This is a genomic window from Vallitalea sediminicola, from assembly GCF_054408565.1.
Window position 1 is genome coordinate 88688 of record NZ_BTPT01000001.1, and the last position, 20244, is coordinate 108931.

General features: G+C 26.9%; 20 protein-coding genes and 1 pseudogene. 19 read left to right on the forward strand and 2 right to left on the reverse strand.

The features are described from left to right. Positions 1-261 precede the first annotated feature (261 nt). The 16 genes and pseudogenes from ACX6CF_RS00405 (at position 262) to ACX6CF_RS00480 (ending at position 16417) form a co-directional block, all read left to right on the forward strand. Entirely contained in the window at positions 262-1014 is a 753-nt protein-coding gene (locus tag ACX6CF_RS00405; RefSeq protein ID WP_458783310.1) for a hypothetical protein, read from the forward strand. Positions 1015-1350: 336 nt separating this feature from the next. Beyond that, a complete protein-coding gene (locus tag ACX6CF_RS00410) occupies positions 1351-2037 on the forward strand; it encodes a response regulator transcription factor (RefSeq protein ID WP_458783311.1) in 687 nt (228 codons plus the stop codon). An 18-nt stretch (positions 2038-2055) separates the two neighbouring features. Continuing rightward, positions 2056-3420 (forward strand): sensor histidine kinase, encoded by a 1365-nt coding sequence (locus ACX6CF_RS00415; RefSeq protein WP_458783312.1) that lies wholly within the window; start codon positions 2056-2058, stop codon positions 3418-3420. A 23-nt stretch (positions 3421-3443) separates the two neighbouring features. Beyond that, positions 3444-3929 carry a peptide-methionine (S)-S-oxide reductase gene (locus ACX6CF_RS00420; protein WP_458783313.1) on the forward strand — a complete coding sequence of 162 codons (486 nt, stop codon included), beginning with the start codon at positions 3444-3446 and terminating at the stop codon, positions 3927-3929. A 355-nt stretch (positions 3930-4284) separates the two neighbouring features. Further along, on the forward strand, positions 4285-6303 hold the full coding sequence (locus ACX6CF_RS00425) for a hypothetical protein (protein WP_458783314.1): 2019 nt from the start codon (positions 4285-4287) through the stop codon (positions 6301-6303). After that, entirely contained in the window at positions 6293-6634 is a 342-nt protein-coding gene (locus ACX6CF_RS00430) for a hypothetical protein (protein ID WP_458783315.1), read from the forward strand. The genes ACX6CF_RS00425 and ACX6CF_RS00430 overlap by 11 nt, the downstream gene beginning before the upstream one ends. A gap of 357 nt (positions 6635-6991) precedes the next feature. Further along, positions 6992-7261: a hypothetical protein gene (locus tag ACX6CF_RS00435; RefSeq protein WP_458783316.1), complete on the forward strand. Its 270-nt coding sequence runs from the start codon at positions 6992-6994 to the stop codon at positions 7259-7261. Between the two features lie 10 nt (positions 7262-7271). Then, positions 7272-7535, forward strand: coding sequence for a hypothetical protein (locus tag ACX6CF_RS00440; RefSeq protein ID WP_458783317.1), 264 nt, complete (start codon positions 7272-7274; stop codon positions 7533-7535). 380 nt (positions 7536-7915) lie between these two features. Further along, a pseudogene (locus tag ACX6CF_RS00445) lies at positions 7916-8236 on the forward strand (DUF6075 family protein); the annotation flags it as partial. 392 nt (positions 8237-8628) lie between these two features. Next, positions 8629-9993: an ABC-three component system protein gene (locus ACX6CF_RS00450; RefSeq protein WP_458783318.1), complete on the forward strand. Its 1365-nt coding sequence runs from the start codon at positions 8629-8631 to the stop codon at positions 9991-9993. Between the two features lie 5 nt (positions 9994-9998). Then, positions 9999-10724, forward strand: a complete 726-nt coding sequence (locus tag ACX6CF_RS00455) for an ABC-three component system middle component 1 (protein ID WP_458783319.1) — start codon at positions 9999-10001, stop codon at positions 10722-10724. Next, positions 10725-13355 (forward strand): AAA family ATPase, encoded by a 2631-nt coding sequence (locus ACX6CF_RS00460; RefSeq protein WP_458783320.1) that lies wholly within the window; start codon positions 10725-10727, stop codon positions 13353-13355. It abuts the gene before it with no gap. Between the two features lie 513 nt (positions 13356-13868). After that, on the forward strand, positions 13869-14192 hold the full coding sequence (locus ACX6CF_RS00465; RefSeq protein ID WP_458783321.1) for a hypothetical protein: 324 nt from the start codon (positions 13869-13871) through the stop codon (positions 14190-14192). Positions 14193-14296: 104 nt separating this feature from the next. Next, positions 14297-14704: a hypothetical protein gene (locus ACX6CF_RS00470; RefSeq protein ID WP_458783322.1), complete on the forward strand. Its 408-nt coding sequence runs from the start codon at positions 14297-14299 to the stop codon at positions 14702-14704. Between the two features lie 380 nt (positions 14705-15084). After that, positions 15085-15786 (forward strand): hypothetical protein, encoded by a 702-nt coding sequence (locus tag ACX6CF_RS00475; RefSeq protein WP_458783323.1) that lies wholly within the window; start codon positions 15085-15087, stop codon positions 15784-15786. A gap of 193 nt (positions 15787-15979) precedes the next feature. Further along, the gene (locus ACX6CF_RS00480; protein ID WP_458783324.1) at positions 15980-16417 is read left to right on the forward strand and encodes a DUF3788 domain-containing protein; all 438 of its coding nucleotides are present in this window, start codon (positions 15980-15982) and stop codon (positions 16415-16417) included. A 50-nt stretch (positions 16418-16467) separates the two neighbouring features. On the opposite strand, the gene ACX6CF_RS00485 is transcribed toward ACX6CF_RS00480, so the two are convergent. After that, positions 16468-16683 (reverse strand): helix-turn-helix transcriptional regulator, encoded by a 216-nt coding sequence (locus ACX6CF_RS00485; protein ID WP_458783325.1) that lies wholly within the window; start codon positions 16681-16683, stop codon positions 16468-16470. A gap of 245 nt (positions 16684-16928) precedes the next feature. Here ACX6CF_RS00485 and ACX6CF_RS00490 point away from each other — a divergent pair, with 245 nt between their 5' ends. After that, positions 16929-17096 carry a hypothetical protein gene (locus ACX6CF_RS00490; RefSeq protein WP_458783326.1) on the forward strand — a complete coding sequence of 56 codons (168 nt, stop codon included), beginning with the start codon at positions 16929-16931 and terminating at the stop codon, positions 17094-17096. Positions 17097-17217: 121 nt separating this feature from the next. Further along, positions 17218-17505, forward strand: coding sequence for a hypothetical protein (locus ACX6CF_RS00495; RefSeq protein WP_458783327.1), 288 nt, complete (start codon positions 17218-17220; stop codon positions 17503-17505). A 77-nt stretch (positions 17506-17582) separates the two neighbouring features. Here ACX6CF_RS00495 and ACX6CF_RS00500 read toward each other — a convergent pair whose 3' ends face one another. After that, positions 17583-18233: a hypothetical protein gene (locus tag ACX6CF_RS00500; protein ID WP_458783328.1), complete on the reverse strand. Its 651-nt coding sequence runs from the start codon at positions 18231-18233 to the stop codon at positions 17583-17585. Between the two features lie 373 nt (positions 18234-18606). On the opposite strand from ACX6CF_RS00500, the gene ACX6CF_RS00505 reads away from it, so the two are divergent. Continuing rightward, positions 18607-20208 carry an extracellular solute-binding protein gene (locus ACX6CF_RS00505; RefSeq protein ID WP_458783329.1) on the forward strand — a complete coding sequence of 534 codons (1602 nt, stop codon included), beginning with the start codon at positions 18607-18609 and terminating at the stop codon, positions 20206-20208. The last annotated feature ends 36 nt before the right edge of the window (positions 20209-20244 follow it).

The following is a 20244-nucleotide window of genomic DNA, read 5'->3' on the forward strand; positions in this document are numbered from 1 at the left end:
GACTTAATTAAAGAATGGTCACATACTAACTATTATTATAAGGAAAGAGAAACAAATAATGAATTGAATGGTTAACCGTTATAGCGATGATAAGTTAATTCTTACTCATTGCTTTTTTTGAATAGAATCGATTACATAATTTTACATATTTATTAGATAATTATTCTAAAATTAATAGGTATAATATGCTTAACGAAAGGAATTACAGAACAAAGTAATCAAATCAACCTTTCGAAAAAAAATGATGAAGGAGTGGTTAACATGTTAAAATTTAAAAAAGTTATTTTATCTTCAGTATTAGCTTTATCAGTAGTATTACCAAGTACAGCATTAGCGTCAGAGGTGAATGTAGAAAATAATATCCCAAAAATTAATTCAACATCTTATGAAAGAATTAAATTAACAGATGAACAAAAACAATTAATGAATGAAGCAAAGGAAAAGGTGAAAAAAGGTGAAATGACAATAGAGGAATATTACCAATTTTTAAAAGAAAATAAAATTCCAACGAAATCAATAGGTAAAAATATTACATCAAAGGTTATAACATCAAAAGTTGAATTAACAGATGAACAAAAACAATTAATTAATGAAGCAAAGGAAAAAGTTAAAAAAAGTGAAATGACAATAGAGCAATATCAACAGTACTTAAAAGAAATTAAAATTCCAATAAAATCAATAAATAAAAACACATCATCTAAAGATAAAACTAAAATCGTTGAATTAACAGAAAAACAAAAACAATTAATGAATGAAGCAAAGGAAAAAGTTGAAAAAGGTGAAATGACAATGGAAGAATATCAGCAGTATTTGAAAGAAAATAAAATTCCAATAAAAACAATAAATGAAAATATATCATCTAAAAAGGAAACTATAATAGTTAAATTAACAGAAGAACAAAAACAATTGATGAAAGAAGCAAAAGAAAAAGTTAAAAAGGGTGAAATGACAATAGAGAAATATCAAAAACTTTTAAAGGATATTTATAGTTCAAGTAAATCAATTAATCAATAAATATATCATCATTAAAATACAATAAAATCCCAACAATGTTTCAATAGACAAAAGAATAGTAAAAGATTTTTTGAATTAATAATTATAAAAGTATAAATAGTAAATAAAAATAATAAATGAAGATAAAACAAACGTGATTATATCCACGTTTGTTTTATTATAATATCGTTGAAAAACAAATCTATTATTTCCTTGTATTAAAATAAAATTATAATAAAGCAATAGGAACTATTATTTTGTAGGAAGTAACTGTATAATAATTTACATAGGATATAAAAATTAGAAGGTGTTTGGGAAACTCTTTATTTATGACAATATTATGCAAGGAGAGATTAAATGTCATATAAAATTTATTTAGTTGAAGACGAAGAAAATTTAAATAGTATTTTAACTTCTTATTTACAAAAAGAAGGATGGGATATTACTTCATTTTTAAATGGATATGATGCTGAAAAAGCTATAAATGATTATCCTGATTTATGGGTTTTAGATATAATGCTTCCAGGGGTTGATGGATATGAATTAATAAAGGAAATAAAAGAAACCAATTCAGATATACCTGTTATTTTTATTTCTGCAAGAGATGCAGATTTGGATAGAGTAATAGGACTTGAAATGGGAAGTGATGATTATTTAGCTAAACCATTTTTACCAAGAGAATTAGTATTAAGAATAAAAAAACTCTTATTAAGAGTTTATAAAGGAAAGACTACAAGGGATAGATCTAATAAATTATATATATTTTCGTATTATATTGATGAAGCAAAACGAATGGTTTATTTAAATGATAATCTAATAAATTTAACATCTAAAGAATTTGAATTATTATTATTATTTGTAAAAAATAAAAATTACGCATTTTCAAGAGAAGATATATTGAATTCTGTATGGGGAGAAGACTATTTTGGTAACGATAGAGCTGTAGATGATTTATTAAGGAGACTTAGGAAAAAAATGCCAGAACTAAATATTGAAACAATATATGGTTTTGGATATAGAATGAATATTGATGAAAATATATAGAGGGCAGGTGATTATAATTTGAAGAATAAATCCTTAGCTTTTCAAATATGGATTTTCACATGTGGCATTCTATTGGGTGTATTATTAATATTAGCAGTTTTATTTATGTTTTTTTTAAGGGACTTTTTTACTGATGAAGTTTATAACACTATTGAAGCTACACAAATGAAATATACTAATAAAAATTTTAACAAACAAAATTATGTCAAATTATTAGAAGAAACTGATTTGATGAATAATATAAGAAATGTCACTCATATTAAATATCCATCTAATATAATGATGCAACAATTAAAATTGCTTAATCTGGATAGTAATAGTTCAGACGATTTTTTAACTGAAATACTAGATGAATTTAAAAATCAAGAATCACAAACAAGAAGATATGAAAAAAATATAAACGGAAAAAAACTATTTTATGTGATTTATAAGTTTGATAATGCTGATGAAGAACTATTCTTGCTTTCATTTATGTGGGATACTTATAGAAATAACTTGGTAAAAACTTTATTTTCTAGATTCATAATAATTATTATTATAGGAATTATTATTTCATTAGTAGCATCATTAAGAATAGCTAAATATCTAACTTGTCCAATAGAAAAATTGGAAATAGATGTTAGAAAAATAGCTAAAAGAGATTGGTATAATCCTATAATATCTAAACGTAAAGATGAAATTGGAAGATTGGCATATTCTATAGAAGATATGAGAAAAGAGCTAGTAAAAAGAGATGATGCTCAGCAATGGATGCTTCAAAATATTTCACATGAGCTCAAAACTCCAGTTATGGTTATTAGAAGCTATGCTCAATCAGTGGAAGACGGTATATATCCAAAAGGTGATCTGAACAGTACTATGCACGTTATCGATATTGAAGCAGAAAGACTTCAAAAACGTATAAAGGATTTATTATATTTAACAAAGCTAGAGTATATGGCTAAACATGAAAAAGCCAATGAAAAGATTAATATTAAAAGTTTAATTAAAAGTGTAGTTGAAAGATTTGAGTATGCAAATCCTAAGTTAACTTGGGATATAGACTTAGATGATGATGCAATAATCTTAGGAAAGAAAAATCAGATGACGGTTGTAATTGAAAATTTGCTTGATAATAGCATGAGATATGCGAAAGAAAAAGTGTCAATAATCTTAGAAAAAAATGAAACCAATATATTAATCCATCTTCAGAATGATGGTGAACTTATGGATGATAAAGTGGTATCTACCTTATTTAATCAATTTCAAAAAGGTAATAAAGGTAAATTTGGTTTGGGGTTGACTATTGTGAAGCAAATAGTGGAGTTTCATAAAGGTAAGGTCTGGGCGGTAAATGACGAAGATGGAGTATCATTTTATTTGGAATTTCCGAAGGATATATAAATAAAATAAAGAGGAGATACAACATGGAAACAGTATACTTTGCGGGTGGATGTCTATGGGGAGTACAGGCTTTCATAAATACTTTACCTGGTGTTACGTTTACAGAAGCGGGAAGAGCGAATGGTACAAATAATACACTTGAGGGTGATTATGATGGCTATGCTGAATGTGTAAAAACAGAATTTGATCCATTTGTTGTAACTATTGAGCAATTAATGGAATATTTCTTTGAAATAATTAATCCATATAGCTTGAATAAACAAGGACAGGATGTTGGCGAGAAATACAGAACAGGAGTATATAGTGAAGAATCTAAACATTTGGAAGAGGCAAAGACGTTTATTAGTAAGATAAATGATAGTGACCTTATGGTTGTTGAAATTTTACCTCTTACAAACTATGTGAGAAGTGCACAAGAACATCAAAATAGGTTGGCTAAATGTCCAAATGATTATTGTCATATTCCAGAAGAAATATTAAATAAATATATTAATTTATCTTCAGAATGATGGAGTAACATCTTAATTTCCTAAGGATATATAGTAATCATACAGCAAGGAGCAGAGAATTATTTTCTGCTCTTTTTGCTGTATATTTAAGTTTTTTGAAGATAAAAATGAACAAAAATCATACTTGATTTTTGTTCATTTTTACTTTTGATTGCATTCTATCCGATTAAACATACCGTTCGTCAGGATTTGTTGAAAAATCATAGCGAATTGTTTATTATAATGTCTAAGCTTAATTAAATTGCTGATAGCTATCAATTATGCTGTATTGTTAAATTATTAATAAATTAATTGATAATAAACATTAATAAATGGCGAAATATTAGACATTATAACTCGAAAATGGAGGGTAAAGTTGGATACTTTTAAAATACAAACTGATGGTTTAAAAAGTAAAACCTATTCTATATCATATGTTTGTAGTAAAATACAAGATATAAAAGATGACTTCATGAATATTACATCTAATATTGATTATGATGTGAAATGTAGACAAGCTATTAATGGAATGATTAATACATGTTTAAAACAACTTAATGATAGTGTTTATAACATGGATTCATATATTAAGTTAATGAATGATTCTGCTGATTCATATAACAATGTAGAAAACGAACTTCTTTCATTGGCTAATCTATTAGATGATGATTCCCATATACCAATGAGAGAACCACAATCGGAATCTGATAATAGAAATTTCCACAAAAAACAGGTATGTGAAAGTTCTGGAGGGTCTTCTAGCAAGGTATTTAAATATGACGACAAAGATATTATTGCTTTAAAAAAGGCTATGCAAGATATATTTAAAGACAATGACTATGTAAATGATATTAATTTTGAAAACATCTTTGGGGAAATAGATAGCGATATAGACTATGATTTTGAAGATGATGTTGAATATTTTTTGCGTAATTGCGAGGCTTATAAATATTCTAATAGAATAAATCTTGAAACAACGTATAAATCATTACCTGATGAATGCAAGCTCATGGTGTTAATGCATTGGGTGGAATTAATGAAAGATGATACTGATATTGATATCTCTAATGCTTTACCAGATGAATATTTTGAGAATATACCAGCATTACCTTTTAAGGATAGAAAACTTGGCAATATAACATCAGAGAATAAATATGAAAGCGAAGATGCATACAATTATTTTAAAAAATATTATTATCCTATAGAAGCATTATATCAATTTCAAAAAGGTGATTTTGAGCAGTTAAAAAGAACAGCTTTTATGGAATGGGCAAGATTAGTCTATGGTTCCAGTAAAAAAGAACAAGATCAAGAATTTAGAGCAGGATTATTTTTTGGTGGTGTCACTTCACCTATCAAAGGTATATATGATACAATAGAAGGTATATACTCCGTGTTTACTAATCCAGAACAATTAGGGTTTTTTATAAAATTTGTAGTAAGCCTTCCTTTTTCATCAAAAAATAGAGAACTTATGAAACTCATGATAAAGCAGACTATTGATGAATGGAAAGATGAATATGATAATGCTGACCCTGGTGATAAAGGTTTTATGATTGGTCAACTTATTGGTGAAGCCATTAGTATCGCTGTAGAAGCAGGTGCCTTAGTAAAAGGAATTAAGGGTTTAACTCAATTTGTTAAAAACGGTGGATTTAGAAAAGCAGTAAAAAATGTTGTTGACATGGGTAGTAATATTAAGAAGCTATTGAAAATGAAAATTACTGAGTTAGTTAAATCAGTCAAGAAGATATTTAAAAAGAAAGATCATTATGAAATTATATTGAATAATGATGAATTAGTTAAAATATCTTATGATGAATTAACTGCTATTCAAAAGAGTAGATTTGATAGTTTGGTTGATTCACATAAAGATGATGTAATGCCTGATAGGGTTTATGGTGAAGATGGTATTGGGGGAACGAGTAAACTTGTTGATGGTCTAGATGTAATTGATGGGAAAGTCCTTGGAAAGATTTCAGTCGACGACTTTAATTCTATAAGAACTAAATCTCTTCATAATGCTGACAAACCGTCGATAGTGTTTGGGAGGTATGAAGGTACAACATTGCCAGATGGAACTATTGACTGGTCAATACCAGGACCAAATTCATATATTACCAAAGCTGGTGATGATTCTATGTTCTTTAGTTTAGGTTCAGAATGGGATTCAATAAAGGAAGCTCAAAAACTAACTGATGATGATATGTTTGACTTATTCAATGTTCCTGCGATAGATGATGCAGTTAACAGTAATAAAGTGATTAAGTTCTCACATGATCCAAGAGCTGCAACAAATGCTACAACAGCGCTAAGAAAAGAATGGAATTATCTAAAAGAAAAATATGGGTATACTACACTAGAAAAGATAGGAGATTTTTGGATTGGAGAATAATAAATCAGAAGAAATTAAAAAAATATTATTGAGTAGTCTAAAGTGTGAATTTCAAGGTAAGATTGATGATATATGTGTATGTGAAAATCGCGATGAACCTCATGTAACTGTTTCTATAGAGTTTGAGGTATATAGATATTTTATCTTAAGACTCACATATGATAGAGGGAGTTTAATGTGTGCCATTGTTAATGGCAAATATGGAATTGTCCTAAATTCTACCGAAAAATGGTTTGACAATGCAAACATGAGTAAATTTTTCAATGATATTAGAGATGAGGTAGAAATGAGGATACCTGACAAATATCTAGTTAGAAATAATTGGAAGTAACTAAAAGATTTAAAGTTAATAGCAACAATAATAATCAGTTAAGTGATGGATTGACAAAATTAGTCGTTCCATCACTTTTAAAAATATTATTATTCTATAGTACCTATTACCAATGCCAATAGTATGTTTAACTGGACTAGGTATTTTAAAAAGTTAATTGAATAAATATGATGCTTATAGAAAAACGAGTTATGCAGATGAGTTTGCACAAACGGGTAAATAGTCAGATGAAAGTCAAATTCCAAAAGATTCAAATGTTCTTGTAGATGGAATAGAAAAGACCTTTAGATGGAAGGTTTACTTCTCCTGTAATTGATGATCAACCATACTCATATGATCAAAGATTAATATCATATATTGAAGATTCTTCAAAATATCATCAATATAAATTTTTTAGATGATTTTCAAGATATAGAAAAAATTATTAAGAATCATCCAGATGCAACTCTAAAGGCTGATATTGAAGGCTATATGAAATATAAAAATCTGACTTATGATGACTTGGTAATATATAAAGGTCAAATAGCAAAAGGATTTGGTTGCAATACTGGTGGTAGTATACAATATCAATTACCACTTCCTATAGATATTTTAGTCGATTTAAAACTATTAGAAGTAATAAAATAGGAGGTAGATTATGACCCAAGATGAAGCATTAAACATTATTAAATTAGAGAAACTAGGTAAACATTGTTTTGAGGGTAGTGATTTATCAGAGAATATAATTGGTATTAGAAGTGTGAAGTGTAATTGGGAGATTTATGATACAAGTGAACGTGGTAATCTTGATATAATTGCGGTTTATAGTAATAAAGAGGATGCGATAGATCATATGTTACAAGGGTTACGCATACGGAAAAGATTTAGGGATAGATATTCAAAAAGAATTATAAGCAGATAAAAAAGTATATAATAAAGGAAAATTGTTAGCTGGGTCAATAGTAATGTGAATGGAATGGGAGATAATGATTTCAGCTCTTAAAGAACAATTTACAGGTAAATGAATAGTGTTACTATAAGTAGAGTGTACAAGTTATTAATTACAAATAATATCCCTTCTGAGGGCAACCTTAGGTGGGATATTATTATGGGTTTTATTAGTTAATATTTTTTTCTTCCAACAAACGATGAATATATCCTAAAACTTGTTTTCTGCCTGCATCATCAAGTTAGAAGTACTATTGGTGAACACTTCACCTTTTCCAGAAACAAACCAATCTTTGTTAACATTAAACTCAGTTAGTATATTATTTTTCACCCTATCGGTCAGACAAACATTACTATTTTCAATTGGTTGAAAGGGATGGTATAGAGTTATTAGGTACTAAAAGAAAGTCGTTGTTTTACATAGTTGCTGGTAATGATGATTTATATAATAAATTGTATCAAATATATGATTTTGATAAAAGGGTAATGAGAAAACAGTGTGTTAATAGTAATCAATTATATGATGAAACATCTATAAAATTATTAACATTAGCGTATGTATTAATTAAAGAAAATGATGATTCATTAATTAATCTGTTTCATGGGTTAGATGATTTTAATTTTGAATTGGCACTTAGTGCTATTAAGATTAGATATATGGGGGAATTTGAATAGGGGTTGAGACTTTCAGGTGGGGAGGTCTTTTTTTATTTAGTAGTTTAATAGATTATTTAAGGTATGAAAAAAGATGTGAATATAGTTTCTTGTACACATATTGTTGTTATTGAGTAAAAAAAACAGATAATTATAAAATTTGTAGATTTATATACATATTAATATTAATATATGTTATAATCAATTGTTGTATATAATTAAATATTGATGTAAAATAACTTTAAATACATAATATTGTTAAAACGTTAGATATAATGTCGCTTTTAAAAAATGAATAAACTTAAATATTACATATAAATTGTATATATTAATAATAAAAAATGAATAAGAAGTAAGTTGGTTTTTTGATATTAAATTTAAATTAAATAAAACATAATGTATGGAGGTAAATTATGGATGAAAGAAATGCCACTGCTAGTTGGAGTGGGTATTTGCATCAAGGAAAAGTTGGAATATTTCTAGGGCTTCAAAAAATAAATGAATTAGTAAATGAAGAAGACCATGATTTAAATAATTGGAAAATTGAATATGAATCAGCTGAGGATATTGATATAAAGAATATAGATATAGTTGACTCAAGACATCAAGTGAAAGCCTATAAAGATGCAAAATATCCCAATGATTATAAAGATGTTTTAGGGGTTTTGGAATATGAATTAGATGCGAAAGGAAAAAGAAAGATAAAGAATAAAGGCTTTAGAATTTGTGATTTTGATGATAATCTTAATCAATTATCAATAGAGGTTGATGAAGATTCTAGATTTTTGCACACAATAAAAGAAACTTTTGGATTTGAGTTAACAGAAGAAGAATTCAATGATACTTATAAACCAGCTAAATATGTTAAAAATCCAAATAAAATAAAATTGTTTGAATATCCAAATGGGAAAAAATATTGTAATCTTTCCAACTTCGATGATGAATTAAAAAAATATTGTATTGATGAAATAAAGAAAGTATTAATTTTAAAGAAACATATATTTAAAAATGATTATAAACAACAAGAAAATATATTAAATCATCTTATTAGTTATTTGGATAATGAAATAAGAAATAAACATATTAAAGGTGGAGATACATATCCAGAATTAAATTTTAAAAAAATATATGAAAAGATAATAAGTACAGATGTTTTTGAAACGATAAACATAGAATCTATCAGGGAGATATTTGTTAAATCGTGGGTTAGTTTCATTCAAGAATTAAATGATAATGATATTGAATATAATATAATACATTTAGAAAAAATAGAAAGAATAGTAAAAGAGATATATACATGGGAAGATAAAAAATTTATTCAATTTTTAAAAAATATAAATCCAGATGAAATTGAAATAGGCAATATAGATAGCATTGAAGATGTTACAAAGGTCTTTAAAATTAACAATTTAAAAGATGTATTCTTTCAATGTCTGTTAGAAGTAAGAGATGAAGAATTTATATTGGATAATATAGGGTATGATAAAGATGGTGGATACTTACTTACTGCTATAAATAGACCTAAAATTAAAGTTAAATCAGTAATAAAATCAATCATTAGTAATTCGCAAATAACTAATGAGATATTTGATAAAAATTATTTGATTAATGGATCAATAGATAATGAATCATTTAACAATATACTAGAGAGTACAATCAGTAAAGAAGGCTCAAAAAATAATTGGGGTAACCGAGCTACTGAGAATGATAAATTTATTAATCCTAAAATGCAATTTATTTCAGTAGAAAAGGTAAAAGAAAAATTAAATAAGGAGTGAAAATTATGCTAGATTTATTCAAGAATCTTTATGAACAAAATGACTTTAAAGTAACGGTATATGAAAATAATATATTATTTTCTGTAAAAGAAAATAAGCAATATTATTTTACTATTCAATATAATAAAAATGAATTTGAAGGATTTTATGATGGTGAAAAAAGCAAAAATCTTATTAATATATTTGATACATTAAAAAAAAATAAATCTGATATACAAAAAAATACATCATTAATAATATGTTTGAAATTAACTAGTATGCATGAAATTACACAAACTTTGAAAAATATAATATTTAGTATAGAAGAAGATGAATATTTTTTTAGAAAATATGTAGTCGTTTTTACAAAAAAAAGCATTAAAAATATAGACATCAAAAACAATATTTATAAACAACTGCATGAAATAATTAAAAAAGAGGATATGATGGAAAAATATCAAGATAACGGTTATTTTTGTGATGAATTTTTTTTAGCCATGCAACTTTTTGTTAAATTGCCATTTATAGTTTATGACGTAAATAGTACACAATTTATACCAGTAGAAGATAAACTCAAAGAAGTAATAAAAGCAAATAATGCAAATGATATATATGAAAAGGTTATTAATTTCAAGGAAAAGTTAAAAGATCATAGAAATGCATATTTCACAGAATTAAAAGATGCTTTTTTGGCTGAAGACGATAAAAATATTTTAAATGATTTTTTTAAACATTTTGAGGAGATAGAATAAATGATAATCAATAAGGTATATATAAAAAATTTCAAGGGAATAAAAGACAAAAAAATAATTGATTTTTCTAATTATACATCATTAATAATTGGTCCTAATGGATTTGGTAAAACTACTATTTTTGATATAATAGAATTATGTCTAACAGGTATTATTAATAGAACTTATGATAAAGCAAACGTTACTAAAGATATAAGCGACTATAAAAAGCCATTTTATCAAAATACTGTTGGAAAAGATGTAATCGTAAAATTATGGCTTATAAATGAACAGAAAAATAAAAAAGAAAATTTAATTATAGTAAAGTATTTATCAAGAAATAATGATGGAAAATGTGAGGGTAAAGGTAGAAGAAATAAACCATGTGATTTTAATTTACTATCAACGTATAAAGAGTTACCAGAGGACTTTGAAAATGATGAATTTACTCCTATTGAAGAAAATAAAATTGACAATGATTACATTGATAAATTTTTTGATTTTAGTATCAATTTCAAGATTGAAAATATTTATAAGCTTTTTAATTATCTACAGCAAGAAGATACAACTTATTTTCTAAAGAAGTCTGAAAAAGATAGGAAAAATTCTTTAGGATTCCTATTTCAAACCGATCAACAAGAAGTAGAGTTAGAAATTATTAATAAAGCTTATAATAATTTAAATATAATAAAAGACTCACTAAAGAAAAAATTAGATGTAGTTAAAAAAAATGAGCAAAAAAGTGAAGTAAAATATAAAAAAATATTTACTTATAAAAATTTTGAATTTGATAAAATCAATATTTTTGATAAAACTGATTTAGATTTATGCATAGAAGGCAAAAGGCAATATGTTAAAGAACTTAATGAAATATCGGAATTTATTAATAGGTTTTCACCTGATGAATATATGAAAAAAATAAAAATTGAACAAATAGATAATATGATAAATAATAATAATTTTATATATGCATATATACTTAAAAAATTTATAGATAAAAGAAATTATGAGCTATTGGAAAAAGAGAGAAAAATATTAAATAATAAATCATTGCTAGAAGCTTACATTTTACAAAAATGTATTTCAAAATATGAAGACTACGAATTGATTAATAGAAATCATAAGAAATATAATGAATTTTTAAACATCAAAGAATATAGTTATCAACTTGAAGAAATGGTAAAACATGTAGAACAAATTATTCCACATAGAATTGAAGAATTTTTAGATTTGTTAGAGACTAGAAATAATATTATTGTAACAGCCAATGAAATTGAAATTACAATAAGTGAGATTATTCGTTTGAGAAATAGTCTAAAAACAGAATTTGAAAAAAATCAACATAATATTATTAATGATACTATATGCCCATATTGTGGTAAACATTGGGAAACATATGATGCCTTATTGTTAGCTTTTAGTAAAAGAGAAGAAGTATTTAAGAAACTCGAAACTAATCAGGTAACTAGACTTGAACAGTGTAATAAAATTATAAAAGTTAATTTTATTGAGCCAATAATAAACTACATGAATAACTACATTAAAAACAACAATAAGTTAGATTCAAAAATTTTAGAACTTCTTAAATTATATAAAGATAATGAGTATAATTTCGACGATATCAAAAAAATTAATATGAAAGAAGAATTCACATGGTCAAAACCGTATACGTATGAAGAATTAGTGAAACGTGTAAAATTACTTGAAAAAAATATTGAAAGTAATTTATATGTATCAAAAGAAGTATTTGATAAAATAAAAATGTTATATAATATATCTTTTGAAAATGAAATAGGAATACTAGAAAAAATTTGTTCGCAAAATGAATTAAATAATTTCTTAATACCAAATAACAAAGAAAAGATAATAACCATTAATGACGTAGAGCGAAAATCTAAATTACTTAAAGATTTTTTAGATGAAAATAAAAAGAAGTATCAATATGATTATAATAGAACTTATGATAATGAAAATATGTATGAGAGATATTTTGATTCACAGAAAGAAAAATTCTTACTATTGAACGAAACGTGTGTAAAACTTAAAAAAGATTATATAGAATTTAAATTTACCCAAAAGCAAAACTTATTAGCTGCTACGTATGAAAAAAGATATGATAAGATTGATAACATAGTTAATAGGATTGGTAAATTAAAAACTTTTTATAATAGGACTATAATAGATTATAAAAAAGATATGGTTAACAAAATTAAAATACCGTTTTATATATATACTGCTAAGATATTGCAAAATTATCAGCAAGGTATGGGTGTTTTTCTATCAACGAAAGAAAATAGTGATTCTATTCGTTTTTTGACAGATTCCAGTTCAGACCATGATGCTATGCATCATCTGAGCTCTGGACAATTATCAGTAGTTTCGTTAGCTTTTTGCCTTGCAATTAATAAAACTTATAATATATCAAAAAACTTAAAGTTTTTAATTATTGATGATCCTATACAAGAGATGGACGCTTTAAACATTCATTCATTTATTGAACTTATGAGACATGAATTTCTAAAAGATTATCAGCTTATTTTTTCAACTCACAATGATTCAAATGCTTTGTATATAAAATATAAGTTTGAAAAAATAGAAGAAAATTCGGTAAAAATGATTAATGTTCAAGATGAATTTTTCAACCTAAATTAAGATGCTGCATTATTATCTTTAAGTTAATGATGTTTAGAATAATACAATAAATTGTGCATTTTAATTTTACATTATAACAGGTATATATTGTATAAAATTTATCGTATCAGGAACGGTATCAAAAAAGAATGAGTGTTAAATAAATTTAGTATAACTTAATCTAGATGGTATTTTTAAACTCGGATAAAATAGTCTAGTCCAACAAAATATTAATTATATTAAATAAGATATTATTAGAAGAAGTATGTATGTTAAAACCAAAAGCAAATTCTTTGTTATGTGAGAAATCAAAAAGTTGAAAATATGCAAATGAATAATTATAGAATAATAGTAGAAATATTTTTTGTGTAACAGAATTAAATGAAGTAATGGAGGTAATTACTATCAATAAAAACTAACGAAACCGGAAAAAAATATTTACTAAGAATATTTTTCTGTGTTGTTCCACTATTACTATTTTCCAATATCATGTTTTTAATAGATTGTGGTTGGGATGATTATTTAATTACGTTTATGATAACAGCAATAAATATTATTCTATTTATCTTGACATTCAAAAAAACGATTATAGCGAAAATTATCTTAGGAATAACAATTTTATTATTAGGTGGTTATGGATTTTTAGAACAAGGAGTTCAATTAATTGATTTAATAAGTTTGATTCAACTAGTTATTAATGGAACTTGTCTAATATGTGGAATACTTCTTTTAGTATCAGAAGAGATTGATTCATATGTTAGAGGAAAAAGTATAACAGACATTTCTAACAAATCAACATATGAAAAAGTAAATGAAGCTGACAATAATAAAGAAATTAAAAATAACAAACTAAACTAAATACATACAATCCTAATAAAACAACTAATAATACCCTACCCAATAACTTAAGAGGACGAAGTATTCACAACAATTTAATACCCACAGTATGCAACTTAAAAAACATGCTACACAAACTAGTAAAATACCATGGAGACTTCTCTAAACTAAAACCATGGGAAAAAAGAAGTTACAAAGCATACAACATCGAAGATATTAAATCACAGATAATTTACTCACCAGAAACAGATTGGGTAAAAATAATTAGAAAACATATCCTAGATGGACTCCCATCTGATTTTGGAGCTAGCTGTATTGACATATACTTAGTAGCATACGTCTCAGAGACATATGGAAAAGGTAAAGACAAATTCTTTAAGTACGTAAAAACAAATAATATATCAGAAAAACCTAATTCCGCCCAAGCCATCTGGCAAGTAGGTAAAGGGGATGGAGTTTATTTAGATATATTAAATAACGATGGAACTATTAGAGATTGGGACTTCATTAAGAAATGGTCACATACTAACTAATATTATAAGGAAAGAGAAAAAAATAATGAGTTGAATGGTTAAACCTTATAGCGATGATAAGTTAATTCTTACTCATTGTTTTTTTTGAATAGAATCGATTACATAATTATTAGATAATTATTCTGAAATGTATAATATGCTTAACGAAAGGAATTATAGAACAAAGTAAGAAAAAGTATTTAAAATAATAAATAAAGGTTAGGATAATTAATGGTGAGTCGTACCATAAATAACTGAGGTTTTAGTTGGGGTATTTCGCAGGATTAAGAGGACAAGTAGAATGTAAGATAAAATAATAGACTGTGGTATAGAATTTTTTTGTGAATTAATGTATACTCATCATATTGTGGAAAACATATAACGAGGAGATGAGAAGTTAGGTGAAAATAAAATTAAGAAAATTCACTATGATATTTGGGATATTATCTGGGATAATGGGAGCATTAGTGCCACTTGTTGGCATTTTTATTTCAGGTAGTATTGGTATAATATTATTAAAAAGTGTTGTGGTGTTTTTTGTACTTACGATGGTATTTATGATGGGCTCTATGCTTGTAGATTCAAATATTATTATTAAATTAACAGTACTGCCAATTACTTATTTAATTATAATGGTTGGCTACATTATTTATCAATTAAAAGTGCATGTGTTTTTAATTGGTGCTCTTGGTGGCGATATTGGGAATGCGACAATGGAGATTGGTGAAGGTGTATCAGTTGCAAAGCTGTCTATCATGTTACATGGAGGTACACTTATCTTGTGTATTCCACTAATTATTGCTGCAATTGTTAAATCAATGAAATTGAATAAACGTAAGAATATTGATTTTTCTACATATGATGCAACTGAAGGGACCATTTCAAATGTAGTGGATACCCATACGAAAATCAATAGAGTTAAGTCTTATAAGATTACGATTGATATTCCATATTATCAAGGTGAAGCTTATCAAGTGACAAAAGATTTCTTAGTACCAATGCATATGATTCATACTATTGTACTAGGCAAAAAAGTTACTGTAAAAGTGAATCCTAAAAAAAGAGAAGAAGTATATATTCAAAATGAATATGGCATTTTATAAAGAAGCAGTTAATGAAATTAAAGTAATAAAGGTAGTAGAATTTGTTATTGTTCGCAGTCTTAGACTAGCAGATAATAAATGAATATGTATATTTATACTAAATTCCGATGGAACTATCAAAGATTGGGACTTCATAAAAGAATGGACCAAAACTAAATAAAAAACTATTATTACAGTAATAGGGGGATTAGACATGTATGAACGTCTACTAGATAAAAACAACCAACCAACAATCAACGAAATATACGACACCATAGGTAGAAATGGAATTAAACTACTCCAAGAATTAGAACAATTTATATCCGACTACTATGATATTATATCTGAACTCAAATTTCCTTTTGGAAATAATTACGGTTGGGGAACAAAATACAGTCATAAAAGCAAGCATCTGTGCTACGTATTTTATGAAAAAGAAGCTTTTATAGTAACTATTCAAATAGGTAAGAATGAAGTATCAAAACTATGTGAAAAACTTCCTGATATGTTACCAAAAACTAATGAGTTATGGGAAAATAGATATCCCTGCGGCAGTGGAGGATGGATTCATTACAGGGTATTGAATGAAACAGAATTAAATGATATAAAAGAATTAATCAAAATCAAAAAAAGACCTGTAGAGAAAAAGTAAAAGATAGATATATATTAAAAAGATGATGTGAATATATAAGTTAATAACACCTATACATATTCATCACCATCAAAAATAAAATATCCTTCATACCTACAATCAAGAGCTTTTGCAATTTGATGAAGTTCTTTTTCAGAGAAATTGTCTCTAGTTAATTTATTTGTTAAATTTTGTCTTGATGTACCAATGGCAGTTGCTAAATCAGTAATTGTCATTTTTTTGTCTTTAAGAATAATACGTATTTTTTCTCCCATAGATAAAGCCATAAAAATCACACCTTCTAATTTTTTATACTAATACTATACACTAATTTAAGTCTAACAACAATATATTTTACAATATAGAAACTCTATAGTTTACAAAAAACGATATCTAAGATATAATATTAGATGTAGACACTAAATAATGTACAAAATATCTATGTCATAATAATGTATAATATAAAAATTACCTTGACTTATGTCGGTAAAAAGTATTATAATAGTTTTGTCGGTAGAAAGGAGGGATACATTTGCCGAAAAAGAAAATGGGACGACCAACAGACGAACCTAAGCCTTACAGATTGGATGTTAGAGTCAGCAAAGAACATCTAGAAGTACTAGACGAATACTGCAAGAATAATAATATTAAACGTCCACAAGGTATCAGAGAAGGTATCATGTCCCTAAAAAACAAATAAAAGAAGCGGTGCATGCCAGGCAAGCAAAAAACACCACTTCTTACATAACCACTATCAAAATAGCGGTAAATACATTATACCCTGTTTCTGATAGTAATTCAATGCTAGGAGGTATAATAACATGGCAGACGTTAACGAATGCTTTAGCAATTTTGCAGCAGAAATGCGTAGAACAACATATCAAGAATTAATTAAAACTGATCAGGAATTTCAAGAATTAGATTGTTACATAGATAGATACAAAGACAAATTCAATGAAATCATCAACACTCTAGACGAAAAGGATAAAGTATTCATGGAAAACTATATCACAACAAAATTAGAAAGAGACTCTTGTATCAATGAGAGTCTATACATAGCAGGATATACAGATTGTATCAAACTATTAAAAGAACTTACTATACTATGATATTTTATATGCACAGTAAGAAAGACTTTCCTATAATAGTAAAAAGCAGAGGAACCACTCCCCTGCTTTTTACTATCTCATTCCTTGGTTTCTATCTTCAATAAATAATATCCATTATCATGAAATTCAATTTCATAAGTTTTGGTTTCAAACAACTCTTTATAATTTTCATCATAGAATTCAACAGTAACACTAACAACATTTCCATCAATACTTCTATCTATAATCTTAGTGAATCGAGCACCACCAAAACCATCAATCATACTAATTATAATAGCTTTCTTGGATTCATCATAATACTTAGCGGCCATTTTATCAACTTTAGATATATTAAAATCATAATCTTTGAAATATCTATCCAACTGTGAAGTTATATCCTCCTCAGGAATTACAAACATACTCAGTTCTTTATCAAACCACTTATTCTCATACTCTTCATAACTAGCTTCATCTATAAAAAGTGAGTATAGGAAAAAGGTGAATAAATCATCTGATGAAATCTCTGATGCATCTCCAAAATTCAAATCACAACATACATCTAGACCATCAATATAATTATACAAGAAATCTTCATCTGACATATTTTCGATTTCTTTCATATATTCTGGAGTATTCACATCTAAATCAGGTTCTAGTAAATCACTATCAGAAGTGTCAGTTTTACTACTACAAGAACATAATAATACTGCAATCAACATTGTTACAAATAAAATACTTAATTTTTTCATTATTTTTCTCTCCTCTTATATTATTCCTTTGGATAATAGTACAAATTAAATATAATGTCAATTAAATGTCATAATTTAAAATCTTATAGACTCTATATATTGAGCCCTATCCAATATACCAGAAGTAGCATAATAAGCCAATTATCATAGGTTTGATAATTTAGTGTTGTGCAGTATAAACAAAAAAGATATTTTATCCCAAATGAAATTAACGAAAATGTGTAAAAAAGATATTGACTTAATTAGAAAATAGTGCTAGTATACTAGTATGAAAAAAAGATACAAGATTTTATTAAAAAGTATGAAATAATTTTTCAGAGACTTATATCTTTTTCAAATGAAATTAAAAAAGTAATATTAGGAGGATGTTATTATGAAAAAATTTCTATCACTCATATTGGTGGTAACAATGGTAATGGCTTTATTTACTGCTTGTGGAAAAAAAGACGCAGAAGATAAAAAGGTAGTTGATTCATCTAAGAATCAAACAGAAAATCAAGATAATCAAGAAAAAGAAAAACCAGTAAAAATTAGAATCTACTATTCAGATAATGCAACACTTCCTTTCCAAGATGATTGGATGACTGTAAAAGCAGCAGAGGAAATGTTCAACGTAGAATTTGATTGGGAAGTAATTCCAATCGCTGACTATGCTACAAAAGTTTCATTAGCATTAAACACAGGAACTAATACACCTGACGTTGTTTTATATCAATCAACAAAAGGTGAGAATGCTTCACTTGCACTAAACGGTGCTATAGTTCCAATCAGTGATTACTCAGAATTCACACCTAATTTCAATGAACGTGTTGAATCATTTGGATTACAAGATACAGTTGATAAATTAAAATTAGCTGATGGAAAACGTTATTATTTACCAAGTCTATATGATGTGCCATTCTATGATGGTGGTCTTATCTTAAGAGAAGACTTCTTAGAATCAGAAGGATTAGAAGCACCTAAGACATTTGATGACTTATATAAGATTTTAAAAGCATACAAAGCTAAAAATCCTGACTCTTATCCACTTACTATATTAGCTGGACCTCGTGTTCTTTATCGTATGACAATGCCTTCATATGGTGTAAGTCTTGGTAAGAACGGTGCATCAGGATCTAATACATTAAGCTTCGATTATGACAAAAAAGAATACTTCCCAGGAGCAATTAGTGACGGATACAAAGAATATGTAGGATATCTTGCAAAATTATATGCAGAAGGTTTACTTGACCCAGAGATGGCAGATCCAATCAATGGAGATATTTGGTCACAAAAAATGGCTACAGGAAAATCAATGGCTACATATGCATACTACGATCAAATCGGTGGACTTGAAGGTTCAACTGAAATAGATGGTTATAAATTACAGATGTACCCTTCATTAGAAGGAACAGCAGGTGCTCATCACCAACCTAAGAGTAGTACAGGCTCAGGAATCATATTCCCAGCTAAGACTGCAAAACGTGACGATTTTGAAAGAATTGTAAGAACAATTGATAAAGTTTTCTTCTCGGAAGAAGGTGCAAAACTTTGGTGCTTAGGTGTTGAAGGTAAAACTTACACAGAAGAAAATGGAACAATCAAATATGCAGATGAACTTGTTAACTCAGAAGAAGGAATCTACAAAAGTCTTCAAGTTAAATATGGTTGTGGATCAGATGTAACTCAAATGGTTTGGGTCAATGAACGTGAAATGACAAAATATGATGAAAACTATGCTCGTATCAATAAAGAAGTAGCAGCTATGGGCGATGTAATACAGGCAATTCCTCCATCACCTTTATTTGATGATATGATGGCAGAAGATGCGGGTGTATACCAAACTCCATTATTTGATACATTCGAAGTTTGGGCTGATGCATTCATCACAGGTAAAAAGGATGTTGAAGAAGATTGGGATAAATACGTAAAAGAAATGAAAGCATTAAATATTGAAAAGTTCTGCAAGCTATATAACGATAACTTAGGAAAATAATCATTATAATAATAAGGGCTTCCCTCATATGATTAG